Below are 24,847 nucleotides of genomic sequence, written 5' to 3' on the forward strand. Positions count from 1 at the left end.
TAGCAAATCCACCAGGCGCGCTCACCTCCGCGATTCACCGGGTCAACGTGGTTCGAATTCGGCCGTCCGGTGTGCTTCGAAGCACACCGGAGCCCGGAAGCGGGCGCGGCGGGCGGCGCGCCGGAAGGTGGTCAGCACGGCCGGTCCCGCCAGCAGGACGCAGACGAAGTTGGTGACGGCGCGTCCGGTGTCCCAGCCCAGGGACGTGGCGAGGTCGAAGGCCACGTAGCGGTGCCACTGCTCGGTGAAGGGCAGTCCGGGCAGATAGGCGATGGAGCTGTTCGGGTCCAGGGAGAACGGCCAGAAGGAGAGGTTGAGCAGGAAGCCGAACAGATAGCCGGAGAGCGACCCGTAGACCGCGAGCAGCAGCACCTCGCGCCGCCCGGTGGCCCGGGGCAGGAACCCGGCGAGCATGCCGACGAACGCGCAGCCGAACATCTGGTACGGCATCCACGGCCCGACCCCGCCGGTGATGAGCGCGGAGGCGAACAGCGAGGTGCAGCCGAGTACGAAGCCGAAGCCGGGCCCGTAGACGCGCCCGGCCAGGACCAGGACGAAGAAGACGGTCTCGACACCCGCCGTCCCGGCGCCCAGTGGGCGCAGGGCCGCGTTCACTGCGGACAGGACGCCCAGCATGGCCAGCGCCTTGGAGTCGATGCCGCCCTCGGCGATCTCGGAGAGCACCACGCACAGGACGAGCACCAGCAGCACGCCGAAGATCAGCAGGGGTGCGTAGGTGGAGCCGAACGTGCCGGGGGCGACGACGAACGGCCAGAAGAACGCGACCAGTCCGAGGAAGGCGGCCAGCGCCATGACCACTCCGGCGCGCGGGGTCAGCCGGACGGCCGTCGCGGTACGTGAGGTCATGGGCCCGTCTCCCGTCCGTCTTCCGGCAGCAGCGCGTCCTGGACCTGCCCGACCGTCAGATAGGGCAGCGGAGCGAGGATCTTCGCCGTCTGGGGCGCGAAGACGGGCGATGCCACGATGACGTCGGGCGTTCTGCCGTCGGCCACGATGTCCCCTTCCGCCATGACCACCACACGGTCGGCGGCACGGGCGGCGAACTCCACGTCGTGGGTGGAGATGACGACCGCGCGCCCGTCGGCCGCGAGGGCGTCGACAATGCCGATGAGTGCCGATTTCGCGCGGTAGTCGAGGCCGCGGGTGGGTTCGTCCAGCAGCACGATCCGCGGTGCGGCGGTGAGCTGGATGGCGAGCACCAGGGCCAGCTTCTGCCCCTCGGACAGGTCGCGGGGATGCGTGGCGCCGTCGATACCGGGCGCGAGCCGGTCCAGGACGGCACGGGCCCCCGGTCCCGCGGCCGATTCGGTGTCGGCCTGGTCGAGTTCCTGTGCCACGCTCTCCAGGTAGAGCAGGTCGGCGGGGGTCTGCGGGACCAGCCCGACCAACCGGCGGGCCTGGTCCGCGGGCACGGTGTGCGGGTCAGCGGCCGTGCTCCGGTGCGGGTCGGCCACCTCGACGGTCCCGGCCCGGCGCGGGCCGGTGCCCTGGAGGGCCCACAGCAGTGAGGACTTTCCGGAGCCGTTACGGCCCATCAGGGCGGTGACCTCACCGGTGTGCAGTTCGAGGTCCACCTCCCGTACGGCGGGGACGCCGTGGTACGTGACGGTCACGCCACGGGCGGCCAGCAACCGTGGCCGGTCCTGGGCGGACAGCGGGCGGACGGGACCCGGTGTGCGGCCGGTCAGCCGGGAGCGCAGATGTGCCGCGGCCCGGCGGGCGTCTCGGATGGACAGCGGCAGCGGTGACCAGCCCGCGGCCCGCCCCAGTTCCACGATCGGTGGCGCGATCGTGGACGTCCGGAGGATGTCGGCGGGCGTGCCGATGCGGGCGTGGCCGTCGCCGGGCAGATGGATGACACGGTCGGCGTACTGGACGACCCGTTCGAGGCGGTGCTCGGCCATCAGGACGGTGACACCGAGGTCGTGGACGAGGCGGGTGACGGCGGCGATGACCTCCTCGGCCGCCGTGGGGTCGAGCGCGGAGGTCGGCTCGTCCAGGACGAGGACGCGGGGATGGGCGGTGAGGACGGAGCCGATCGCGACGCGCTGCTGCTGGCCGCCGGAGAGTTCATACAGGGCGCGGTGGCGCAGCTCGGCGAGGCCGAGCAGGTCGAGGGTCTCCTCGACGCGCTTGCGCATGGTGGTCGGTGGGATCGCCAACTGCTCCATGGCGTAGGCGAGTTCCTCCTCGACGGTGTCGGTGACGAAGCCGTCGATGGGGTCCTGGCCGACCACGCCCACGACGTCCGCGAGTTCCCGGGGCGGGTGGTCGGCGGTGTCGCGGCCGTCCACGGTGACGCGGCCGTACAGCGTGCCGCCCGTGAAGTGCGGCACCAGGCCGTTGACGGCACCGAGGAGGGTGGACTTGCCGACGCCGGTGTGCCCGACCACGAGGCAGAGTTCGCCCTCCTCCACCGTGAGGTCGACATCGCGCAGCGCGGGTTCGGCCGCGTCGTCGTAGTGGACGGTGACCTGCTCGAAGGTGATCACGAGGCATCGGCCTTCCGGACGGGTCCGGGCGGCGGTGCGAGGAATCCGGCGGTCCCGGCGAGCAGGATCACGGCGGTGGGCACCAGGGGCAGCCCGGGCCAGGTCAGCGGGTAGAAGGTGGGGTTGAGCTGGGCGGGGTCGTAGCCGAGGTCGGTGAAGAGCAGGACGGCGGAGAGCACACCGCTCCCGGCCACGGCCCACTCCGGCAGCCGCCACGGATCGGGGCGGTAGGTGGTGCGGGTGACGCGCCGTCCGCCCAGCCGCAGACCGGCCACGCACAGCACCGCGCCCACCGTCATCGCCGGTATGCCAAGGAAGGCGGGCGCGGTGGCGTCCAGCAGACCGTACGCACCGGTACACAGTCCGCACATGCCGAGCAGCATCAGCGCACCGGTGGCCCGGCGGGAGCGGCGGGTCGCGGAGCCCGCCCGGCCGTAGCCACGGGAGTCCATGGCGGCGGCCAGCCGCAGCGAGCGCTCGAGGGCGTCCTCCAGAACGGGGACCACGATGCCCCGCAGCGCCCGCATCCCCTGTGCGCGCCCTGCGCGCAACTTCCTTGCCCTGGCGACGCGTTGGACGCTCTGCACGAGCTGCGGCGCCACGCTGATGGCGACGGTGACGGCGACCCCGAGCTCGTAGAGGGCGCCCGGCAGGACCCGCAGCGCTCGCTTGGGGTTGGCGAGGGTGTTCGCCGCGCCGACGCAGCACAGCATGCACGCCAGCCGCAGCCCGTCGGTGGCCGAGGAGAGCAGCGCCTCCAGGGAGACCGGGCCGCCGATGCGGATGCCCGCGTACCAGTCGGGGGTGGGGACATGCGGCAGTGAGAAGAGGAAGTGGTCCCGTGGGGTGATCCCGGTGGCGAACACGGCCCGGAAGACGACACGGATCGCGACGACCGTCAGGGCCAGATACAGGTAGTACGCGAAGCCACGCGCCCACGGAGCCTCGGTGCGCCGGGCCGTGATGACGTAGCCGAGGACGGCGAGGACCAGGAACAGCAGCAGCGGGTTGTTGGTGCGGCTGACGGCGGTGGCGAGGGCGAGCGCCCACACCCACCAGGCCACCGGGTGGAGCGCGCGCGGCAGGCGGCGGCCGCCCCGGTCCGGACGCGGTGCGGAAGGGGCGGCCGCGGGCTCGACGGTCGTACGGGCCACCGCGGTCACTCGGTACGGCGGCGCCGCCGCGCCACGAACGCCGCCGCCGCGCCGATCAGCGCCACGAGGGACACACCGGCGGCCACGGGCACGATCGAGCCGGGGTCGTGCTTCGCCTCGCCCGCGGGGGCCGCGTCGACCACCTTGGTCTTCGGGCTCGGTGCCGCTTGGGCCGAGGGGCTGTCGGTGGGACCGGCCGTATGCGACGGGGTCGGGCTCTTGCTCGGTTTGGGCTCCTTCGGCTCCGGCTTCGGTGAGCCGGATCCGGCCGGTGTGGTGGCCCGGCGCTCGGGGGCGGGGCCGGTGTCGACGTCCGGGGGCAGCGGGGGTGCCTTCGCGGTGGAGGAGGGCCTGGTCCCGCCCCCCTGCGGGCGGGTGTTGTGGGCGCGCAGCTGGTCGGGGGTGACGGTGGGCCGCCCCTCGGTGCCCTCGATATTCGTACCGCCGAAGATCCACAGGTCGACGCTGCCGGGCTTCGGCTTGTAGAGCATCGCGCCGAGCTGGCTGTACTGCCAGTCGTTCGTCCCGGGGTCCGCGTGCCAGTACGACCAGTACGCCGACGCGGGCGGGGTCAGGACGCAGTCGTCCTCGCCCGGGGTCGGGTACTGCTTGCCGTTCTTGTAGCCGCTGTAGCCGATGCGGCAGATGAACGCCGGTCCGTCGTGCCCGGTGCCGGTGGTGCGCCAGCCGCCCTGGTTGAGCAGTTCGTAACCGGTGGTGGGGGCGGTGCCGCAGGAGCGGAAGAGGGGGCCGCCCCAGTCGCTGAAGTCCACGGCGAGCACCACTCCGGAGGTGGTCGTGCAGCGGCCCATGGGCTGGGGGGCCGCCGCGGCCGGGGCGGCGGTCACGCCGAGGGCGGCGGCCGTCAGGCCGAGCGCCGCCGCCACGCGGACCGCCGCGTGTGCGAGACGTGCGGGGATCACCTCGCGCTCCCGGCGTCCGGGCGGCCGGTGCGCCTGCGCGCGACGACCGCGGTGCGCCACCCGGCGACCACCAGCAGCGCGGCGATGACGGCCAGGGTCCCGAGCCGCACCCCGGTGGAGGCCAGCGCACCGCCGCCGTCGTCACCACTGCCGCCGTCGGCCGTGTGTCCGCCATCGGCACCGCCCGTGTCGTCAGGGGTGACGATGTCCGGGCCGCTGTCGCTGGGGCTCGGCGTGGGCTGCGGCGACGTGTCGGCCAGGCTGCGCTTCAGCTCACCGAAGGGGATGCCCGTGGCACCGCCGACCGCCTGGGTGGAGGCCCGCAGATCGGAGCCGCGCTGGCCCTCCTCCGCCACGTTGAAGCCGCCGTCGGTGTTCTGCTGCGAGGCCAGGAACGTCCGGGCCTTCGTGATCTCGTCGGTGTACGTCGCCGCGTCCAGCGACAGGCCCTGCACCGCGAGCGCCGCGGAGTTGACCGAGTTGCCCGCCGCGCCCGGGAAGCCGCCGTCGGAGAGCTGCTTCGAGGCGATCCACTTCAGGGCCTTGCCCACGGCCGCGTCCGCCTTCTCACCACCGGCCAAGTCCAGGGCCATGGCGGCGATGGCGGTGGAGTCCACATCGGAGTCGCCGGTGGCGGGGATCAGGCTCGGCCAGGCCCCGCTCGTGTGCTGAAGGCTCTCCAGATAGGCGATCGGCTCCTCCGCCACCGTCTTCTCTCCCGCGCGCACCTGTGCCATGACCGCGAGCGACTGGGCGAAGACGGACGGGGCGTAGGCGTAGGCGCCCTTGGCGGCGCAGGAACGGTCCGGTGGAGCACTGGGCTCCGCGCAGACAGCCTTGCCGAGCGCGGCGATGAGGTCATGGCCGCCGAAGTCGCGCGGATCACGTCCGACCACCTCGGCGAGCAGGGCGGTCTTGCCGAGGGAGCCGCCCGCCGCGTACGCGGTGCCGATGCCCGTCCAGTCGTCGACCGTGCGCCCCTCTCCGTCCTTGCCGCCGTGGTCGAGGTGGTCGACGATGCCGCGGAGCTTGGCGTTGTTCAGGCCGGTGGCGGCCAGCGCGTAGGCGCCGTCGATGGTGAGGCCGAAGTCGGCGCGGGATGAGGAGGGTCCGGCGGTGTAGTACTGGCCCTGCTTGAGGTTGGCGGCACTGGTGAGATACGCGACGCCCTTCTTCAGATCGGGTCCGACACCCGGCGGCGGGGTGGTCGGGGTGCCCGGTTCCGTGGTCGGCGGCTGGGTGGGCCCGGACTTTTTCGCCGTCAGGGTGACCAGGCTGGTGCGGGCACCGGCGAGCACCGCCACCGCGGCCGGGTAGACGGCCGGTTCGGCGGCGCCCTCCTCGAATCCGAAGCCGCCGCCGTCGAGTTGCTGCCTGGACAGCCAGCCCACCGCCGCGTCGGCGCGGTCGGTGTCGCCGAGCGCGCGCAGCGCCTGGGCGGCGTAGGCGGTCGCGGTGACGCTGCCGGTGGTGGCCCCGGAGTAGCCGGGGAAGGAGCCGTCCTCGCGCTGGGCCTCCGTCAGGTAGGCACGGGCCCGTGTCACGGCTTCGCCGTGACCGCCCGCCTTGTGCAGCACCAGGGCGACGATACCGGTGGTGGCGGGGTCGCCGTCGCAGTTCTCGCCGGGCCGGATGAGGATGCTGGTGACGCCACCGTCCTTGCACTGGAGCTGCGTCAGCCGGTCGACGGTGGCGGCGGGGGGCGTCGCCCCGGCGCGCAGCAGGGCCAGCACGGACAGCGCCTGGCCCTCGGCGTAGGTGGCGTTGCGGACGTCGCCCTTGGCGGTGCAGCCGGGAGTCGGCTCGCCGGACTCGGGGCCCGCCGCGCACACGTTCTTCCGCAGATCGCCGACGAGGTCGTGGCCGCCGAAGTCGGCCGGGTCCGCCCCGGTGATCTCCGCGAGGAGGGCCAGGCGGGCGGCGGCGGGGGCATCGGGCGCTTGGTCCCGGCCCCCGGGGTAGGCGTAGTCGGCGGTGTGCGCGGCCAGGAAGGCGGTGACCTTGTCGAGGTCGGCGCCCTTGCCGTCGGCGGCGGCGAGGGCATACCCGGTCTCAGCGGTCAGCGCGTAGTCGGGGGTGCCGTCGTTGTCGATGCGTGTCCCGTCGGTCAGACGGCCCTTGAGCCACGTCGCGGCGGCGGTGATGTCGACCTCGCCGGACGGCCCGGTGGGCGTGCCACCGCCGGGGCCGGGGGTGCCCCCGCCACCGCCCGCGCGGACGTCGTCGGGACTGAACTCCGGCTCGCCCGTGCTGCCGCCGACATCGGTGCCGCCGAACACCCAGGCGTCGACGTCGCCGTTCTTCAGCTTGCGGTCCATGGCGCCGTAGGGGCTGTAGGTCCACTCGTCCTGGCCGGGCGGGGCGGTCCAGTACGACCAGTAGGCGGTGGCGGGCGGGGTGAGGACGCAGGACTCCTTGTCCGGAGTGGGGTACTGCGTACCGGAGTTGAACGGCCCGAAGCCGATGCGGCAGATGAAGGCGGGACCGTCGTGCTCGGTCCCGGCGGTGCTGAAGCCGCCCTCGTGGAGCAGCTCGTAGCCGGTCGTCGGAGTGGTGTCGCAGCCGCGCTCGACCTTGCCGCCGAACGGCCCGAAATCGACGGCGACCACCGCGCCCTTGGTGGCGGTGCAGTCGCCGATGGGGTCCGCGGCGGCGGATGTCGGCGTGAGAAACGCCAGACAGGCGCCTAGCAGTACAAGCGCCAGGGACAGCGCCGCCAAAGGCCCCGGTCTCGCACCCGTCCGCGCGCTTGTTCGTCCGTAGGTCCCCGCCACGGCCCCCGCCCCCTCGCTGTGTGACCGCCGGGGGTCGAGCGTGGCTGAGGGGCCTCCCGCGCGGGGAGACCCGCGTGGGGAAGCTGTCGAACCACGCCGTAGTCCGCGACGGCGTTTGTCGCTGAAGAACACGTCCCAGGCATTCCGGCTCGCCCAGCGGTGCCGGGCCTACGGTTGCGGGTCAGCGCCGGACTTCGACCGGCTTCCCCTGGAACGACTCGTGTGTCAGCCGGATTTGAGCACGGTTCCCAAGCGGCGTCAAGGTGGTGCCGGGGCGGCGCTGGGGCGGCGCCGATCCTGCCGCGCGACCGCTGGCGGGGCGGGGGCGCGTCCTGTACCGTCCCGCACTGCCGAGTGGGGGAACCCGGTGGGAGTCCGGGGCTGACGCGCAGCGGTATGGGACGGCAGGGGGCCGTCCCGAGCCCGAATGCCCAAGCGGTGACGCACCTTCGGAAGCCGGTCCACGCGATTTCGGACGGCGGCCACACCCGCTGCTCCGCAGGCCGCCAGGGCCCGGCACGGGCCGGTCGGCGTCCCTCACCACAGGAGCAGGCCATGTCCTCCCGTCCCGTGTCCCTCCGCCGCCTCGCACTCACCGCGGCGGCGTCCCTCAGCGCATTCGCCCTCTCGGCGCTGCCCGCCGTGGCGACCTCCAGTCCGGCACAGATCGCCACGTCGAAGACGAACGGCGTCACCTACCTCAAGTCCCTCCAGGCTGCGGACGGTTCGTACGCCGGGTCCGGGCTGTCCAACGAATGGGCCTTCAGCGCGCTCGCCGCGGCCGGAACCGCCGCCGTGGACGTCACACCGGACGGCGATACCAGCAAAAATGCGAGATCCGTCTACCGCGGTCTGCTCTCCACCAGTGGCTGGCCGTCCTCCTCCCCCGTCGTCACCGACTACGAACGCGCCGCGCTCAACGCGTACGCGGCGGGCATCGACCCGGGCCGGGTCTCCGCCTCCCGCAACCTGATCGCCGACATCTACGGCTACTGGCAGACCGCAGAGACCGGCTACTTCGGCCCGTCGGCCAACTTCAACGGCACCGTCTTCGCCGCGCTCGCCCTGAACGGCGCGAAGACCCGGTCCGGCGGCATACGTGTCCCCCAGGCCCTGCGCGACGCGATCGTCACCCGCATCCGCGCCAACCAGCACAACGACGGCGGCTGGAACTACGGCAAGGCCGAGGGCAACGCCACCGAACTGGCCACCCCCGGGGACATCGACATGACCGGCGCGGCGATGGCCGCGCTGTGCGTCTCCGGCGTGCCGAACACCGACACCGACATCGCGCAGGCCAGGGCGTTCCTCAAGAGCAAGCTGATCGCCAACAGCGGCGCCTTCAACGCCATGTTCGGCGCCAACACCGACTCCAACGGCTGGGCCGTCTCGGGCCTGAACGCCTGTGGCGTCAACCCGCAGACCGGTGACTTCCTCACCTCCCTGGGCAAGACCCCGGTCGACTTCCTGATCGCCCAGCAGTTCAACCCAGGCGGCGGCTTCAAGTACCTGCCCAGCGACACCACACCGTCGGCCTACGCCTCGATCGACGGGCTGCGGGCGGTCGCGGGCGGCGGCTTCACCGCCACCCCGCCGACGCCCACCACCGCGGGCGCTCCACAGTGGGTGAGCCAGGGCTCCTTCACCTCGGGCACGGCGGCGAAACTGGCGCTGACCGTGGACGACGGCACCGGTCGGCTGAAGGTGTGCTCGGTCGCCCTCACTCCGACCGGCACGACGACCACCCTGGGCGCCGTCCTCGACGCGGCCACCGGCGCGGCCACCCCCGCGGGCTGCGTGACCTCCGTGACCCCGTCGTCCGGCACGGGCGCCATCACCTCGCTGAACGGCAAGGCCAACAGCGGCTCGAACACCTGGAAGGTCAGCACCGACGGCTCGGCCTTCACCGCGGCCACGCGGGGCAAGGCCGTGGGGGTCGGCGACACGATCGCCCTGCGCTGGGGCGCTTGAGGGGGCGGTAGTCTCTGTGCCCAGCTGGATGTTCCACCGGGCAGTCGAAGGGTACGGGGGCGATGGGCGTCGCGCGGCAGGTCAGGACGCGGATGGGGGCGAGGCCGGGGCCGGGGTCGGAGCGAGCTCCGAGTCCGCTGCCGGTCCTCGGGCTGTTCATCGTGGGGGTCGCGGTGCTGGAGCGCTGTCTGTCGCTGATCGATGGACCGGAGACGTACGTACTCTGCCCCGACGTCGCGGACCTGTCCGCACGACTCGACCGGGAAGAAAGCGTCAACCGGTGGCTCCTGCTGGCCGCCATCGTGCTGGCCGTGGCGGCACCGGCCGTCTCACGCGTACGCCACGGACGAGTCCTCCCCGTGCTGACGCTGTGCTCGGTGCTGATCCTCGTGGTCCTGGCGGACGGCTACGCGACGCGCGCGGATGCCGTCGCACTGCGGATCTTTACATCCCAGACGTGCGACGAACCCACGGACCTCTACGACACGTCCCGGGGCTGGTTCGACTGGAGTCCACTCGGCTAGCTGCCGTGCCGAACCCCTGGTCTCAGCCCCCGTCGCCCCGTGCGCCACAATGAGCCCACGAGGCGACGGGGGCCAGGAAGCCGGTGCGAGTCCGGCGCGGTCCCGCCACTGTGACCGGGGAGCGGTCCTCCCGCATGTCACTGTCCGCGGACGCGGATGGGAAGGCGGAGGTGAGCGACGATCCGGGAGCCAGGAGACTGACCCGTCGCCGGTCCGATGGCAGGGGCGAGGACACCCCGGAGAGGATCGACTGTGACGACGCATGCCCGGACGGGGCCCGGCAGACGAGCGGTGCTTTCCGCGGGGGGCGCCCTGGCGCTGGCCTCCTCAGGACTGCTCACCGGGTGCGGCGCGGACACGAAGGACGGGGGTGGCGGCGACCGGTTCCGGGCCGCGTTCACCGCCGGCGGCTCGCAGGAGACCCTCGATCCCCATGTCGCCCCGAACTTCGTCGACCAGGCCCGCGCCAAGGCCCTGTACGACACCCTGGGCACTTACGCGGACGACATGTCCGTGCGCGGGCGGCTCGCGGAGTCCTGGGAGAGCGACGCGTCCGGCACCCGGTGGCGGATACGGCTGCGCACCGCGGAGTTCCACGACGGGAAGCCGGTCACCGCCAGGGACGTCCTCTACAGCTACCGCCGCGCCGCCGACCCCGCCACCGGCTCCCCCTCGCAAGTGCTGCTCTCCGCGATCGACTTCGGGGCCAGCAAGGCCGATGGCCAGCGGTCCGTCGTCTTCGTGCTGAAGGCTCCGAACTTCGAGTTCCCCACCGTCTTCGCGGGCCCCGGCACCGAGATCATCCCCGATGGGACGACGGACTTCGGCAAGCCCATCGGCTCGGGCCCCTTCACCCATGTCTCGTTCACGCCCGGTGGCACCGCCCGCTACCGGCGCTGGGCGGACCACTGGGACGGCGCCCCGCACATCGCCGAGCTGGAGATCGTCCCCGCGAACGACGAGTCGGCACGGCTCAACGCGCTGCTGTCCGGACAGGTCCACTACGCCGCCGACATGGCCGGGGCCTCCGTGAACCGGCTGAAGCAGGACGGCTCCACGCGGCTGCTGACCGTGGAACGGGCCACCGCCCAGCAGTTGCTGCTGCGCACCGGCCGCAAGCCGTTCGACGACCCGCGGCTGGTGCGCGCCGTACAGCTCGGGCTCGACCGGGAGGCGCTGGTGCGGGTCGCCCTCGCCGGTCACGGCGAGCCGGGGAACGACCTGTTCGGCATGGGCCTGCGGGGCTACCCCGACGATCTGGAGCCGCGCGAGCGCGATGTCGACGAGGCGCGGAGGCTGGTGAAGCGGGCCGGTGCGGACGGGCTGAGGATCACCGTGGAGACCAGCCCGGTGGACGCCGCATGGGAGCCGGCCGCGGACCTGATGGCGCGGCAGCTGCGCGAGGTGGGGTTGCGGCTGACCGCCAACACCCGCGCCGCCAGTACGTACTTCAGCGAGATCAAGACGAAGGGCGTGGCCGCCTTCAACACCACCTCCACGCTGCCCGTCTCCGACTTCCTCCAGCAGCGGGTGCGGGGCGGAGCGGCCCGCAACCAGACGCAGTACGCCTCGGAGACGTTCGACGGGCTGCTGGAGCGCGCCCGCACCACCCGCGACGAGCGGGACCGGCTGGCCCTGCTGACCCGCGCCCAGAAGCTCGCCCGTGCCGGGTCCGGGCTGCTGGTGTGGGCGTTCTCCGATGCCACCGACGCCATCGGCGCGTCGGTCCGCGGTCTGCGCGCCGCCCCACCGAACTCGCACGACTGGGCGCGGTTCGACCGGGTCCGCGTCGGCTGACGTGCGTGGCTACGTCCTGCGGCGCACACTGCTGGCCGTCCTCCAGTGCCTGGTGGTGCTCGTCGCCGTGTTCGCCGTCGGTTCGCTGCTGCCCGGCGACACGGCCGACGTCCTCCGCGGCGAGCTCGGCACGCCCGCACAAGTGGCGGCGCTGCGCGCCCAGTTGGGGCTGGACGAGCCCGCCTGGGCGCGCTTCGGCCACTGGCTCGGCGATCTGCTCACCGGCGACCTCGGGAACTCCCTGACCACCGGGGTGCCGGTGGGCGACGACATCGGCCGCCGCGTCGGGGTGACGCTGCTGCTGGGCGTACCGGCGCTGGTGCTGGTCACGGTGGCGGCGCCGCTGCTGGGCACGGTGTCGGGGCTGCGGGAGGGCAGCCGCCTCGACCGGACGCTGAACACCGTGGCCCTCGTGCTGCACGCCGTCCCGGAGTTCGTGCTCGGACTGCTGCTGGTCGCCTCGGTGTCGCTGGCGGCCGGGCTGCTCCCGGCCACCGCCGTCGGCATGGACACGGCCGCGCTGCTGGCCCAGCCGGCCGTTCTGGTGCTGCCCGTCACGGTCCTGGCGGCCCGGCACCTGTGTGATCTGGCGCGGCAGATCCGCGCGGGCGTGGCGGCCGAGCGGCACGGGCCCGTCGCGGAACACCTGCGGCTGCTGGGGATGCGGGAGCGGACGGTGGTGCTGCGCCATGTGCTGCCGGGTGCCCTGGGGCCCGCCGCGCAGCAGTACGCCCGCTGTGTGGAGGGGCTGCTGGGCGGTGCCGTGCTGGTGGAGGCGGTGTTCGGCTTCCGCGGGCTGGGCAGCGGTTTCGTCGAGGCGGTGCAGAACCGGGACATGCCGCAGGTGCAGACGTACGCGCTGCTGTTCGCGGGCACCGCCATCGTGGTGAACCTCGCCGCCGACCTGGCCGCCCACCGGCTGGCACCGGGCCGGGAGGTGACGGCGTGAGCTCGGCCGAGGAGGCGGGGGCGCGGCCGGAGGGGCCCGGGGCCGTACGCGGCGACCGGCCCCGCCGTCCGTGGATCGCTCTGGTGCTGCTCGGCGTGCCGGTGCTGGTGGCCCTGCTGGGACCGTGGCTGGCCGGGGATCCGGCGTCGGAACAGGGCGCGCTGCCGTCGCGGCCGCCCGGTGCGGGGCATCCGCTCGGTACGGATGTCCTGGGCCGCGATGTGCTGTGGCTCGTGCTGCACGGCGGGGCCTCGGTCCTGGGGAGCGCCCTGGGCGCGCTGCTGATCGGCATGGCCGCCGGGGTGCCGCTGGGACTGCTGGCCGCGGGGCCGCGGCGCGGGCTCGACGAGACGGTGATGCGCGGCCTCGACCTGCTGCTCGCCTTCCCCGGACTGCTGGTGCTGATGACCCTGGCCGCGACGGGACACCGCGATGGGTACTGGCTGGTGACGGTGGCGGGGGTGCTCCAAGTCCCGGCCGTGGCACGCCTGGTGCGCGGCGCCGCGCTCGCGCCGGGCACCCGGTCGGTGGTCGAGGCGCTGCGGATGCAGGGGCGCGGCTGGGCGTACATCCATCTGCGGCACCTGGCGCGGCAGTTGGCCGCTCCCCTCGCCACGGACGCGGGCGGCCGGTTCTCCGTGGTGCTGTACCTGCTGGCGTCCGCCAACTTCCTCGGTCTGGGGCTGCCCGTGTCCTCGCCGGACTGGGCGGTGCTCATCGAGCGCAACAGCGACGCCCTGTTCACCCAGCCCGCGGCGGTGCTGGTGCCCGCGGGTCTGCTGACGGCGCTGTGCGTCGGCGGCAATCTGCTCGTGGACCGCGTCGTCGCACGGAGGAGGGGCCGGTGACCGGAGAAGGTGAGCAGCCGGTGGCCGGGGGAGGCCGGGGACCGGTGACCGGCACCGCGCATGTCCTCCCACTGCACATCCCGGAGATCTCCGCGCACGCCGACGGGGCGGAGCGCCCGCTGCTGGACCGGGTCGGGCTGACCGTTCCGGCCGGTGCCGTCACCGCCGTCGTCGGGCCGTCGGGCAGCGGCAAGACGACGCTCGGGCTGGCGGCGCTCGGTGCCTCCCGCAGCGGTGTGCGGCTGACCGGACGCGTTCTGCTGGCGGGTACGGACCTGCTGCTCCTGGCACCGGCCCGGCGCCCCGCGGCACGGGCGGGCCGGGCCGCGCAGCTGCCCCAGCACCCGGAGACGGTTCTGGATCCGGTCCGCCGGGCCGGTGGCGCGCTGATGGAGCTGGCCGCCCTCGGGCACCCGCTGCGGGCCGCGCGCAAGCCCGCAGCGCGCCGGGCACTCGCCCTGGCCGGGCTGGAGTGGCAGGCCGTACGCCGACGCTTCCCGCACCAGCTCTCCGGCGGCCAGCAGCAGCGTCTGGCGCTCGCCTCCGCCCTGGTGACAGGGGCCCGGCTGCTGGTGCTCGACGAGCCGACGAGCGGTCTTGACCCGGCCCTCGCGCACGCCCTGGGCCGTACGGTACGGGCGCTCGCGGACGGCGGCGCGGGCGTGCTGCTGCTCAGCCATGACCTCCAGCTGGTGCGGGAGACGGCCGACCGGGTCATCGTGCTGGAACACGGCCGGGCCGTGGACGACGGGCCGACGGCGGACGTCCTCGGCACCGGTGGCCCCGCACCCGACGGCCGCCCCACCACCGCCGGGCCTCCGGCCTTCCGCCACCGGGCCACCCGGGAACTCCTCGCCGCGGAACGCCACCCCAGCACGAGCGGGGAGGCGGTCCCGACCACGGCGGCCCCGGCCGCGGTGGCCCCGGCCGCGGTGGCCCCGGCCGCGGTGGCCCCGGCCGCGGTGGCCCCGGCGTCGGAGGGCCGTGAGGGGGTCGCCGCCACGGGGCTCGCCGTCCGCCGCCGGTCCGGCGATCCCCTGGCCGGGCCGGTGTCGATGGCGTTCCCGCCCGGCCACACGATCGCGCTGCTCGGGCCCTCCGGCTCGGGCAAGACGACCTTCGCCCGGGCCCTGGCCGGGCTGACCACGCCGTCCCGCGGCGAGGTGCGGCTCGACGGCCGCCCCCTCCCCCGCCGTATCGACCGGCGCACGCCCGCCCAGCGCCGCGCCATTCAGTACGTGCACCAGAACAGCGCGGGCTCCTTCGAGGAACACCGTCCGGTCCTCGGCCAACTCGCGGACACCGCACGGCTGTTGCGCGCCCTGCACCCCGAGGAGGCGGCAGCGGAGGCGATCGAGGTGGCCGGTGCGCTGGGCCTCGACCGGGCGCTGCTGCACCGGACCCCGGACCGGCTCTCCGGCGGCCAGCTCCAGCGCTGTGCGCTGGTACGGGCGCTGACGGCGCGTCCTTCCCTGCTCGTGTGCGACGAGGTGACATCGGCGCTGGACACCGTCTCCCGACAGCGGCTCCTCGACGCCCTGCCCGGTCTCCTCGCCCCGGCCGCGACCACCTTGCTGCTCATCAGCCACGACCTGCCCGCGGTCCGCGCCCTGACCGAAGAGGCCGCGCTGTTCGAGCACGGCCGCTGCGTACGGCGCGGACCCGTCGCCGATGTCCTTCCCGCCGCGTGGTCCGGCGCGCCCGGCTTAGGCGGCGCCGACGCATGAGGAGATGCTTCAGCTCAGCAGCAGCGACCTGGGCTGAGCGGACAGGGTGCGGTCCAGGACCAGGGATGCCGCGCCGATCGCCGCCACGTTCTCGCCCAGGGTGGTCGATGTGACCGTCGTCGGGTGGGTCGGTCTGACGAAGGGGCTCCGCTCCACCATCGGCTCGATCGTGGCCAGGAGGCGGTCGGACAGCAGCTGCCACACCGGACCGCCGAACACCACCGTGTCCACGTCCAGGAGTGTCGCCGCCGCGCAGACGCCGCGGCCGATGCGGATGGCCAGGCGCTCGATGGTGCCGTCCGCCGGTGCGTCCCCGGCGGCGGCCAGCGCCGCCAGGCGTTCCAGCCCGCGCTGGGCGTCGGCCGGGTCGAGGCAGGTGTACTCGGTGCCGAGCACGCCCAGGCCGATGGCCTCGTCCACGAGCGTGCGGGCCGAGAAGGACGCGCCGAGGCCGCCGACCTCGCCCGCGTTGCCCGACACCCCGCGCAGCACCGTGTCCTCCACCGCCAGGCCCATGCCCGAGCCGGTGCCGAGGTAGAAGAAGAGCAGGTTGCGGCTGTCGGTGGCCGCGCCCGCCCAGCGCTCGGCCACCACCGCCGCCGTCACGTCCTTGTCGAGCAGCGCCGGGAAGCCGGTGGCCTCGCTCAGGCGGTCGCGCAGCGGGTAGCGGCCCCAGCCCGGCAGCTCCGGCGGGTCCACCACCCAGCCCGACGCCGCGTCGATGGGGCCGGGGGCGGCGATGCCCAGGCCAAGCACCCGGGCGTCGTCGATGCCGGACTCGGCCAGCAGCGCCGACACCGACGCCGCCATGTCGGCGGTGGTCCGGTCGGTGTCACCGCCGCTCGGGGTCTGCCGGCTGCGCTGGGCGACGACGGTACCGGCCAGGTCCACCACGACCGTGGTGATCACGGCGGGGTCGAGGTGCACGCCGATCGCATGGCGCGAGCTCGGCACGACCTCCAGCAGGGTGCGGGGCTTGCCGCTGCCGGTGTGCTGCTTGCCCGACTCGCGCGCCACCCCCTGGTCGAGCAGCCGGCGCGTGATGTTCGAGACGGTCTGCGCCGACAGGCCGGTGGCCTGGGCGAGTTCCACCCGGCTGAGGCCGTCCGCGTGCCGGCGGATGGCGTCCAGGATCACGGACTCGTTGAAGTCCGCCATCCGCGGCAGGTTGGTACCGCGCCTGATGGACGGCTTTTCGGGCTTCGCGGTCGTCAACGTGTCTCCCCCTGGCTCCTCGGGGGCATCGTAGGCCGCGGCCGCGGCGTGCGGATCGGGAACGGGCGGAACCCAAGGGCCACGGCCCCGTCCTCGGACGCGGCCAGCCGCGCGCCCGGCCGCTCCGGCAGATCGCAGTCGTACGCGGTGGCAAGCCCGAACCCCGCCGTGAGCCGCCCCGCCACATCCCCGATCAGCGCCTGAAACTCCTCGCGGATCTCCCCGTACTCCCGCCCGGCCCGCTGGTGTGGCACGGGCTCCCCGGCCACGGACCAGCCGCTGAGCGAGAGCGACCTGGGGCAGGGCGGCGGGACCGGCGCGACGGCGCCGGGACCAGCCGGACCGTCTCGGCCAGCTCATCGCGCGGCTCCGTCGGCAGGACGAGACCGGCGACGCCGGGGTCCGTCGCGCACACCGCGGTGGGGCGGTCCGCGCGTGTCGCTGGGGCAAGTCATCGCGAATCCGGTCCTCTCAGGCGCGTGGCAGCCGCAGGGTCACCATCTGGAACGGCCGCAGTGTGAGCGCCACGCCGGCGTCGGCCGGGGTCGGCCGTTCGGCGCCGGGGAGCGGACGTTCCAGCAGGTCCGTGAGTGCGGCCCGGTCGGCGGCGAAGCCGTCGACGCGGATGGTGGCGCGGGCGCGGGCGCCGTTCGCCTCGTAGAGGCGGACCACCAGGTCGCCGCTGCGGTCGTCGGCGAGCTTGACCGCGCTCACCACCACGGCGTCGTTGTCGACCCCGACCAGGGGCGCCACCTCGGCGGCTGCGCCCGTGACACGGCGCTCCGGCAGGTTGGCGCGGTAGCCCTCGCGTACCGCGTCGCCGACCGTGGCGCCCGGGACCAGCGCGTGGTGGAAGCGGTGTACACCCTGGTCCGTCTCCGGATCCGGGTAGCGGGGCGCGCGCAGCAGCGACGCCCGTACGGTGGTGGTGGTCCCCGCGTCGGCGCGGGTCCGTACCGCGCGGGTCACATCGTGGCCGTATGTGGCGTCGTTGACGATCGCCACGCCCCAGCCCGGCTCGTCGACGTGCACGAAGCGGTGGTTGCAGGCCTCGAACTTCGCCCACTCCCAGCTGGTGTTCTGGTGGGTGGGCCGGTAGACGTGCCCGTACTGCGTCTCCGAGGCGTACCGGTCGGCCTTCACGTCCAGCGGGAAGGCGAGCTTCAGGAAGCGCTCGGTCTCGTGCCAGTCGACCTCGGTGTCGATGTCGAGCCGCTTGGCGTCCTTCGGCACGGACAGGAGCTGGCTGACGCGGGAGCCGCCGAAGGTGCGCACGATGCGCACCGAGGTGCCCTCGACGTCCAGGGCGGCCACCTCGGTGAGGTCGCTGCTGGTGTTGCGGTAGAAGGCGTCGACGTCCCAGGCGTCCCACTGGTTGGGGAAGTCGGGGTGCAGCTGGAGCAGGTTGGCCGCCTGTCCGGGGGCGATCGCCTCCCGGTCGGCGGCGCGGTCGTACGCGGAGACGACCAGACCGCGGGCGTCGATCTCGACGCGCAGCAGGCCGTTGTCGAGTACATAGCCGCCGCCGTCGCGCGGGGCCGGGTCGACGCCGCCCTCGTCGGCCGCGGCCGACGCGCCGCCGGCCGGGACACCGCGCCGGGTGTGCGGCGCCGAGTTGAAGACCAGCTCCCTGGTGCCGCCCGCACCGGCCAGCGCGCGCTGCGCACCCCCGATGATGCCCTCCAACTCCTCCGCCACCCGCGCGTACGTCGCCCGCGCCTCCCGGTGCACCCAGGCGATCGACGAGCCCGGCAGGATGTCGTGGAACTGGTGCAGCAGCACCGTCTTCCAGATCCGGTCGAGCTCTTCGTACGGATACGGGGCCCCCGCCCGTACCGCCGCCGTGGCCGCCCACAGCTCGGCCTCCGTCAGCAGGGACTCGCTGCGCCGGTTGCCGCGCTTGGTCTGCGCCTGGCTGGTGAGGGTGGCGCGGTGCAGCTCCAGGTAGAGCTCGCCGACCCACACCGGCGGGTCGGGGTATTCGGCCTCGGCCCTCTCGAAGAAGGCGGTGGGAGATTCCCACCGGACCGTCGGCGCGCCCTCCAGGCTGCGCAGCCGCGCCGCCTTCGCGACCATCTCGCGCGTGGTGCCCCCGCCGCCGTCGCCGTAGCCGACCGGGGCGAGGGACCGCCTGGCGACCCCCTTCTCCTTGAAGTTGCGCGCGGCGTGCGCGAGTTGGGCGCCGGTCAGCTCGCAGTTGTAGGAGTCCACCGGCGGGAAGTGGGTGAAGATCCGGGTGCCGTCGATGCCCTCCCAGTCGAAGGTGTGGTGGGGGAAGGAGTTGGTGGTGCTCCAGGAGATCTTCTGGGTGAGCAGGCGGTGGGATCCGGCGGCCTTGATGATCTGCGGCAGACCGGCCGCGAAGCCGAAGGTGTCGGGGAGCCAGGCCTCGTCGTTCTCGATGCCGAACTCGTCGAGGAAGAAGCGCTTGCCGTGGACGAACTGCCGGGCCATCGCCTCGGAGCCGGGCATGTTGGTGTCGGATTCGACCCACATGCCCCCCGCCGGTACGAAGCGGCCCGCCGCGACCGCCTCCTTGACCTTGGCGTAGACCTCGGGGCGGTGCTCCTTGATCCAGGCGAACTGCTGGGCCTGCGACATGGCGAAGACGAAGTCCGGCTCGTCCTCGATGAGCTTGGTCATGTTCGAGGTGGTACGGGCGACCTTGCGGACCGTCTCGCGCAGTGGCCACAGCCAGGCGGAGTCGATGTGCGCGTGGCCGACGGCGCTGATGCGGTGCGCCGCGGGGCTGGCGGGCGCGGCCAGCACCTCGGCGAGCGCCTCCCGCGCGGCCCGGGCGGTGCCGTTCACGTCCTGAGTGTCGATGGCGTCCAGCGCGCGGCCGACGGCGCGCAGGAGCTCCCAGCGGCGGGCGCCGTCGACGGGCAGCTCGGCCATCAGCTCGCCGACCACCTCCAGGTCCATGACCAGGTTCCACACCGTCTCGTCGAAGACGGCCAGCGCCATGTCGCCGAGGACGTACTGGGGCGCGTCGCCCGCGGTCGACTTGTCGCCGAGCCGGGTCGGCTGGAAGGGCACGCCGCCCGCCTCGAGGTCGGGGTTGGAGGCGGCCTCGACGCGCCAGTGGATCCGCTCGCCGCCGACGGCCGGGGCGCCGACGCGGACGTGGGTGTTGCGCGGGTGGAGGCCCTTGACCGGGGTGCCGTCGGGCTCGTAGACAAGGCCCTCGCACTGGAAGCCGGGGGCACGCGGGGTGAAGCCGAGGTCGAGCACGGCCTCGACCGTCCTTCCGGCCCACTCGGGCGGCACCTCACCGGTCACCTTGAACCAGCTGGTCCCCCAGGGCGCGCCCCAGGGGGTGCCGGGGGCGATCGGGCGGGTCGGTGCCGCCAGCCCCTCGGCCACCGGGACGGGCTCGTCCGCGGTGGACCAGATCTCCACGGTCAGGGGTGTGGTGGCGGGGTGGACGGCGGGCCGGACGCGTTCGTTGAGGACGCGCTCCAGGCGGGCTTCGACCAACTTCCGGTCGTCGTGCATCCAGGGCCTGTCTTTCGGGTCGTGTCGCCTTCGGGTCGTGTCGGCGCGTACGGGGTGTAGGTCAGCGGGTGACCGGGGCGGGCCGCTCGCAGCTGCTGGTGACCGGCAGGGCCCGGCCCTGCTCCGCCGCGTCCATGAGCGTCAGCATGACGTCCAGGACGTGGGCGGCGAGTTCGGCGGACGCGCGGTGCGGGCGCCCCGCCGACAGGGCCTCTGACAGGTCGGCGAGGGCCGCGCCGCGCCCCGCGTCCGGGTAGCCGGCCGAGACCGGCAGCGTCTCCCAGCCGTCGCCGCGGTTCAGCTCGACGGCGCCGTCGAAGGTGTTCGGGTCGGGTACGGACAGCGAGGCCACGGTGCCGTGCACCTCGATGCGCGGCAGGCGCGCGGCGCGGATGTCGAAGCTCATGATGAGCGTGGACAGGGCGCCTTCGGCGTGCTCCAGGGTGCCGGTGATGTGGGTGTCCACCTCCACCGGGAAGCTGTGCCCGGCGCGCGGGCCGCTGCCGATGGTGCGCTCGGCGCGCGAGCGTGAGGACGCGCCGGTCACCCGGACCACCGGGCCCAGCAGGTGCACCAGGGCGGAGAGGTAGTACGGGCCCATGTCCAGCAGCGGGCCGCCTCCGGGCCGGTAGTAGAACTCCGGGTCCGGGTGCCACGTCTCGTGTCCGGCGCCGGTCATGAAGGCCGTGGCGGCGACCGGTCGGCCGATCAGGCCGTCGTCGACCGCCTTGCGCGCGGTCTGGGTGCCGGTACCGAGGACGGTGTCGGGCGCGCAGCCGACCCGTAGGCCCCTCTCACGGGCGGCGGCGAGCACGGCGTCGGCTTCCTCGCGGCTCGCGGCCAGGGGCTTCTCGCCGTAGACGTGCTTGCCCGCGCGCAGCGCCTGGAGCGCGACGTCGGCGTGGGCGGCCGGGACGGTGAGGTTGAGGACGGCGTCCACGTCCTCGCGCGCCACCAGGTCGGCCACGGAGTCCGCCACGGCGATGCGGCCCCCGTGGCGCGCGGCGACGGCCTCGGCGCGGCCGCGGTCGAGGTCGGTGACGGCGGTGAGCTCCACCGAGGCCAGCGTGGTCAGGGTGGCGAGGTAGGCGCCGCTGATCTTTCCCGCGCCCACGATGCCCACCCGCAGCGGTTTCAGCGGCTCGCCCACAGCGGCCCCCTCCCGGTCAGCGTCCGGACCTCCGGCACGTCGAAGCCGTCGGGCCCGGCGACCATGGGGTGGTCGGCGGGAGGTCTCGACGGTGAAGCCGTGATCCTTGAGGGCGCCCGCCGGGTGTCGGTGGTCAAGGTGGATGCACGCTCCCCTTCGTCACCGCGTGGCAGGACGCGGCTTTCGGGATGGTCTGGACCGCGCCCGGCGGGTCTGGCAGGAGAGGGGACGCGCCGCCGATCGGCGGCGCCGGTCGCGAGGTTGCGAACGTATGAACCACCTCGGCTCTTTGTCAATACGCTGTACTAACCTGCCGCCTTCGGCGGGACGTAAGGGGCCGGGCCGTCGGCTCAACTCCCCCGTGTGCCCGGTGAATACGGCCCGCCGACCGCATTGATGTAAGTCAATCGGATGGACTTTGTCATCGGAGGCGTCCCGAGAGGCTGGCGCACCGACGCCAATGCCAAGTCCGGCTTCGGCCCCCACCGTGCCGATCCCTCCGAGGCTCTGACCGAACCGCGCGGCGTCAGCGATCGCCGTGGCGTCAGCCTCCGTGGGCCGCGTCCTCCTGGTCCGGGATGACGCTGCCATCCTGTCGCCGCACCGGGCCCAGTGTGCCGTCGGGGTTGGTGTAGCCGGTGGTGGAGCAGGGGTAGGGGGCTTCCTTGCGCGGCAGGGGCTCGATGAACATGGGGTTGACCAGCCAGGTGCCGTCCGCGTTGTCGTAGGCCCGGCACATGATCTCGTTCTTGTTCCGGTTGAGGACCAGGCCCGCGCCGGTGGCGTCGCCGACCATCGTCACATCGGTGTCGGCATCGCCCGCGCCGATCACCAGGCGCTTCTCAGGAGGCTGCCGCTTCCAGGCAGCGGGTCCCTTGACGCCGAACGCCTTCTCGTTGAGCCAGCATCGCTTGCCCTCGATGTACGGCATGACCGTGCCCTTGCTGTCGGGTTCACCACCGCACCCCTCCTGGGTGTAGGTGATCCGCCCCCGGCGGTCGAGCAGGTTGCGGATGGCGAGGGTGTGTTCGCGGTCGACGCCGACACCACCCGCCCAGGCGTTGGTGACCGGAGTGCTTCCGGCGGAATCCACCCACACCTCGAAGCCCGCCTTCTTCAGCACCCGGATCAGATCCTTGATCTGCGGGTTGTAGCGGGCGTAGGCGTGCAGGGTGTGGCTGCCGACCCGCTGCGTGGCGCCGATGGGCGCGGCCAGCGCCTCGGCCCGGGACTTCCGCGCGTAGGAGGTGACCTCGGCCTCGGTGTGACCCGCGAACAGCTGGGGCACCCAGGCGTATTGGGGAAGGGTGCGGCGGCTGTTCCACTTCCCCGCGAACGCCTTGTGCCCGTTCATCAGGGTGGCCTCACTGCGGACGGAGAAGATCTCGTCCGTACAGGCGGTGTTGGCGGACGTCGGCAGTGGCGCGCCGACGGGCACATCGGTGCCGCATGCCTCGGTCAGCGTCCACTCGGCTTCCTCGGTCAGCCAGGGGCTGGTGTCGGACCAGCGTGCCGGTCGCAGGATCTTGTCGTGCTTGAGGGCCCAGGCGATGGCGAGGTCGGTGATGTCGTTCTTGCTGACGGTGTTGTCCCAGTCGAAGGCGGCGACGGGCCGCTTGTCGTGACCGACCCGCGGATTGCCGCAGGTTCCGTACTTGTCGATCACCCGCTGAAGCCGCTCCCTGTTGTCGCCGTACCACGCGAGCGAGGAGGAGAGGCGGGGGCAGTGCGCACGTGCGGCGGCGGTCTCCGCCGCGTACGTCGTGCCCGCTGGAACCAAGGACGTCAGTACGGCGGCCGATGCCAGCCCGAGGACGGCACCCAGGGAAGCAGTGCGCATGCGGTGGCTCTCCTTCGCGTTGAGGACGGTGAGGACGGTGAGGGCGACACGTTCGTGCGGCCGACGGCAGGACGTCTCGTACCGTACGCGCAACGATCACCCAGGTACACCTCTGAGCAGTGAGACACTGGTCGTCAGACGACCGGCATCCCCCGGCCCCGCCCACCAGCACCGTGGCCGGTGCCCAGCCCGGCGCGGGAGACGGAGGGCGAACTGTCCGCCGGCCGCTCCGGTTTTGCCAGGTGACACCGGCTGGCTCAGCCTCCGGCGGTCGAATCCGCCAGGTCCAGGGCGATGTCGGTGATCATGTCCGCCTGGCCGCCGACCAGGCGGCGCCGGCCGACCTCGACCAGGATGTCGCGGGTGGGCACCCCATAGCGCTTGGCCGCGCTCTCCGCGTGCCGCAGGAAGCTGGAGTACACCCCGGTGTACCCGAGGGTCAGGGTTTCCCGGTCCACGCGCACCGGCCGGTCCTGGAGCGGGCGGACGACATCGTCCGCGGCGTCCATCAGCGGGAACAGCTCACAGCCGTGCCGCCAGCCCAGGTCGGCGACGGCGATGAACGCCTCCAGCGGGCAGTTGCCCGCGCCGGCGCCCTGGCCCGCCAGCGAGGCGTCCACCCGGAGCGCGCCGCTCTCCACCGCGACCACGCTGTTGGAGACGCCCAGGCCGAGGTTGTGGTGGGCGTGGATGCCCATCTCGGTCGCGGGATCCAGCACGTCCCGGTACGCGCGGAAGCGGGCCCGGACGTCGTCCATGGTCAGCCGGCCGCCCGAGTCGGTGACGTATACGCAGTGGGCACCGTACGACTCCATCAGCCGTGCCTGGCGGGCCAGTTCGGCGGGCCCGGCCATATGGGACATCATCAGGAAGCCCGCCACGTCCATGCCGAGCTCGCGCGCGGCGCCGATGTGCTGTGCGGAGATGTCGGCTTCGGTGCAGTGGGTGGCGATACGAACGGAGCTGACCCCGGACGGCACGGTCGTTGGCGCGCTGTCCGTGTCGGGGCTCGCCGGACGCATCAACCTCTCACGGCTGGACGCGGCCGTGCGCACCACCGCACTGGCCATCAACCGCGATCTCGCCGAGGCCGGGCTGGTCGTGCGACCGGTCCTGCGCCACCCGTGACCCCGGGCCGCGCGCCCGCACCTCGGACGGACTACCCGAACAACACTCCCTTGAGTTAGGTTAGGCATGCCTAAGTAGCCCTCCTCGTGTCTCCCCTATCGCGCCTGGAGCACCCGAATGCGTTTCTTCACCGCCCGTGCCACCACGCCGACCGCCGCCGAGCGCGTCCGGTCGATCCTGGCCGCCGCCCATTCGATGACAGTGGTGTGCGACGGGATGCACACCGAACTGCGTCGTCTCGACGGCACGGGGACGATGGGCCACTTCCACCTGCACGCGCCGTCCGAGGACACCGGCGCCCAGAACGCGATGCGGGTCCCGGTCCGCCTGGAGTTCACCGACATCGCCCCGACCCCCGTACGCGACCGGTTGCGGGCCCGCGTCACATTGACCGGGCTGCTGGCCGCGCCCTACGACGAGGAGGCCACGGAGAGCGTCTGCATGGCGTTCGGCCAGGCGGTCCTCGAAGATGCCCAGGGTCGTGCCTATGTCACCATGCACGCCCTGGGGGCAGCCCAGCCCGATCCGATCGCGACGAGCGAGGCGAGCATGCTGACCCACCTCGTCGACGACCACAGCGAGCTCATTCCCCTGCTGCTGCGCCTCGTCCGCCCCCAGCCGGACAGCGGCCTGCAGCGTGCCCTTCCGGTGGCGATGGACCGCCATGGCGTGACCCTGCGGCTCGAATACCGGCACACCCACCGCGACGTCCGGCTGCCGTTCAAGACGGCCGTGACCGACATCGACCAGGCCGGGCCCCAGATCCAGGCCCTCCTGTCCACGGCGCGCCGCCTCTCCCGCGCGGGCCACCTGCTGCCCTGACGCCAACACCAACT

At 73.3% G+C, this 24,847-nt stretch carries 19 protein-coding genes and 3 riboswitches; of the genes, 8 read left to right on the top strand and 11 right to left on the bottom strand.

From position 1 onward, the window contains the following. Positions 1–42: 42 nt before the first annotated feature. The 5 genes from VT50_RS24240 to VT50_RS24260 are packed head-to-tail and all read right to left on the bottom strand — an operon-like array spanning position 43 to position 7,310. Positions 43–867: an ECF transporter S component gene (locus VT50_RS24240; protein WP_046087074.1), complete on the bottom strand. Its 825-nt coding sequence runs from the start codon at positions 865–867 to the stop codon at positions 43–45. Then, complete coding sequence (locus tag VT50_RS24245) at positions 864–2,513, bottom strand: ABC transporter ATP-binding protein (protein ID WP_046087075.1); 1,650 nt, start codon at positions 2,511–2,513, stop codon at positions 864–866. Before VT50_RS24245 ends, VT50_RS24240 begins: the two co-directional genes overlap by 4 nt. Beyond that, positions 2,510–3,676 (bottom strand): energy-coupling factor transporter transmembrane component T, encoded by a 1,167-nt coding sequence (locus VT50_RS24250; protein ID WP_107424876.1) that lies wholly within the window; start codon positions 3,674–3,676, stop codon positions 2,510–2,512. The genes VT50_RS24245 and VT50_RS24250 overlap by 4 nt, the downstream gene beginning before the upstream one ends. Beyond that, on the bottom strand, positions 3,673–4,590 hold the full coding sequence (locus VT50_RS24255; RefSeq protein WP_078840771.1) for a hypothetical protein: 918 nt from the start codon (positions 4,588–4,590) through the stop codon (positions 3,673–3,675). Before VT50_RS24255 ends, VT50_RS24250 begins: the two co-directional genes overlap by 4 nt. Next, positions 4,587–7,310: a prenyltransferase/squalene oxidase repeat-containing protein gene (locus VT50_RS24260; protein ID WP_046087077.1), complete on the bottom strand. Its 2,724-nt coding sequence runs from the start codon at positions 7,308–7,310 to the stop codon at positions 4,587–4,589. Before VT50_RS24260 ends, VT50_RS24255 begins: the two co-directional genes overlap by 4 nt. A gap of 174 nt (positions 7,311–7,484) precedes the next feature. Beyond that, positions 7,485–7,618, bottom strand: a riboswitch (cobalamin riboswitch). Positions 7,619–7,721: 103 nt separating this feature from the next. Further along, positions 7,722–7,797: riboswitch (cobalamin riboswitch) on the top strand. 122 nt (positions 7,798–7,919) lie between these two features. On the opposite strand from VT50_RS24260, the gene VT50_RS24265 reads away from it, so the two are divergent. The 6 genes from VT50_RS24265 (at position 7,920) to VT50_RS41030 (ending at position 15,180) form a co-directional block, all read left to right on the top strand. Next, positions 7,920–9,335, top strand: coding sequence for a prenyltransferase/squalene oxidase repeat-containing protein (locus tag VT50_RS24265; RefSeq protein WP_046087078.1), 1,416 nt, complete (start codon positions 7,920–7,922; stop codon positions 9,333–9,335). A 62-nt stretch (positions 9,336–9,397) separates the two neighbouring features. After that, positions 9,398–9,859 carry a hypothetical protein gene (locus VT50_RS24270; RefSeq protein WP_079343880.1) on the top strand — a complete coding sequence of 154 codons (462 nt, stop codon included), beginning with the start codon at positions 9,398–9,400 and terminating at the stop codon, positions 9,857–9,859. Between the two features lie 73 nt (positions 9,860–9,932). Next, positions 9,933–10,059, top strand: a riboswitch (cobalamin riboswitch). Between the two features lie 52 nt (positions 10,060–10,111). Continuing rightward, positions 10,112–11,656 (top strand): ABC transporter substrate-binding protein, encoded by a 1,545-nt coding sequence (locus VT50_RS24275; protein ID WP_240529289.1) that lies wholly within the window; start codon positions 10,112–10,114, stop codon positions 11,654–11,656. 1 nt (position 11,657) lies between these two features. Then, positions 11,658–12,605, top strand: coding sequence for an ABC transporter permease (locus VT50_RS24280; RefSeq protein WP_046087081.1), 948 nt, complete (start codon positions 11,658–11,660; stop codon positions 12,603–12,605). Next, on the top strand, positions 12,602–13,453 hold the full coding sequence (locus tag VT50_RS24285; RefSeq protein ID WP_046087082.1) for an ABC transporter permease: 852 nt from the start codon (positions 12,602–12,604) through the stop codon (positions 13,451–13,453). The genes VT50_RS24280 and VT50_RS24285 overlap by 4 nt, the downstream gene beginning before the upstream one ends. Continuing rightward, a complete protein-coding gene (locus VT50_RS41030; protein WP_276207322.1) occupies positions 13,450–15,180 on the top strand; it encodes an ABC transporter ATP-binding protein in 1,731 nt (576 codons plus the stop codon). Before VT50_RS24285 ends, VT50_RS41030 begins: the two co-directional genes overlap by 4 nt. Before the next feature lie 9 nt (positions 15,181–15,189). Here VT50_RS41030 and VT50_RS24295 read toward each other — a convergent pair whose 3' ends face one another. From VT50_RS24295 to dmpG, 6 genes are all read right to left on the bottom strand, one after another. After that, on the bottom strand, positions 15,190–16,338 hold the full coding sequence (locus tag VT50_RS24295) for an ROK family protein (RefSeq protein ID WP_046087105.1): 1,149 nt from the start codon (positions 16,336–16,338) through the stop codon (positions 15,190–15,192). A gap of 53 nt (positions 16,339–16,391) precedes the next feature. Continuing rightward, positions 16,392–16,649 carry a hypothetical protein gene (locus tag VT50_RS39360; protein WP_046087083.1) on the bottom strand — a complete coding sequence of 86 codons (258 nt, stop codon included), beginning with the start codon at positions 16,647–16,649 and terminating at the stop codon, positions 16,392–16,394. 217 nt (positions 16,650–16,866) lie between these two features. Then, positions 16,867–19,893, bottom strand: coding sequence for an alpha-mannosidase (locus tag VT50_RS24310; RefSeq protein WP_046087084.1), 3,027 nt, complete (start codon positions 19,891–19,893; stop codon positions 16,867–16,869). Positions 19,894–19,954: 61 nt separating this feature from the next. Beyond that, complete coding sequence (locus VT50_RS24315) at positions 19,955–21,043, bottom strand: Gfo/Idh/MocA family protein (protein WP_046087085.1); 1,089 nt, start codon at positions 21,041–21,043, stop codon at positions 19,955–19,957. 544 nt (positions 21,044–21,587) lie between these two features. Beyond that, a complete protein-coding gene (locus tag VT50_RS24320; protein ID WP_046087106.1) occupies positions 21,588–22,883 on the bottom strand; it encodes an HAD family hydrolase in 1,296 nt (431 codons plus the stop codon). 257 nt (positions 22,884–23,140) lie between these two features. Next, the gene (gene dmpG, locus VT50_RS24325; protein WP_420822221.1) at positions 23,141–23,905 is read right to left on the bottom strand and encodes a 4-hydroxy-2-oxovalerate aldolase; all 765 of its coding nucleotides are present in this window, start codon (positions 23,903–23,905) and stop codon (positions 23,141–23,143) included. On the opposite strand from dmpG, the gene VT50_RS38605 reads away from it, so the two are divergent. After that, positions 23,829–24,011, top strand: coding sequence for a hypothetical protein (locus tag VT50_RS38605; protein WP_206269475.1), 183 nt, complete (start codon positions 23,829–23,831; stop codon positions 24,009–24,011). The two genes, dmpG and VT50_RS38605, sit on opposite strands and share 77 nt — an antisense overlap. Before the next feature lie 117 nt (positions 24,012–24,128). After that, on the top strand, positions 24,129–24,833 hold the full coding sequence (locus VT50_RS24330; RefSeq protein ID WP_046087086.1) for a DUF2470 domain-containing protein: 705 nt from the start codon (positions 24,129–24,131) through the stop codon (positions 24,831–24,833). Positions 24,834–24,847 lie beyond the last annotated feature (14 nt).

The sequence above is a fragment of the Streptomyces antioxidans genome, from assembly GCF_000968685.2.
Lineage (GTDB): Bacteria > Actinomycetota > Actinomycetes > Streptomycetales > Streptomycetaceae > Streptomyces > Streptomyces antioxidans.

Bases quoted from the DNA above. Each gene is read 5' to 3' on its own strand.
- dmpG (WP_420822221.1), bottom strand. From the start codon at position 23,905: ATGCGTCCGGCGAGCCCCGACACGGACAGCGCGCCAACGACCGTGCCG.
- VT50_RS24295 (WP_046087105.1), bottom strand. From the start codon at position 16,338: ATGGCGGACTTCAACGAGTCCGTGATCCTGGACGCCATCCGCCGGCAC.
- VT50_RS24310 (WP_046087084.1), bottom strand. From the start codon at position 19,893: ATGCACGACGACCGGAAGTTGGTCGAAGCCCGCCTGGAGCGCGTCCTC.
- VT50_RS24240 (WP_046087074.1), bottom strand. From the start codon at position 867: ATGACCTCACGTACCGCGACGGCCGTCCGGCTGACCCCGCGCGCCGGA.
- VT50_RS24265 (WP_046087078.1), top strand. From the start codon at position 7,920: ATGTCCTCCCGTCCCGTGTCCCTCCGCCGCCTCGCACTCACCGCGGCG.
- VT50_RS24270 (WP_079343880.1), top strand. From the start codon at position 9,398: ATGGGCGTCGCGCGGCAGGTCAGGACGCGGATGGGGGCGAGGCCGGGG.
- VT50_RS24330 (WP_046087086.1), top strand. From the start codon at position 24,129: ATGCGTTTCTTCACCGCCCGTGCCACCACGCCGACCGCCGCCGAGCGC.
- VT50_RS24320 (WP_046087106.1), bottom strand. From the start codon at position 22,883: ATGCGCACTGCTTCCCTGGGTGCCGTCCTCGGGCTGGCATCGGCCGCC.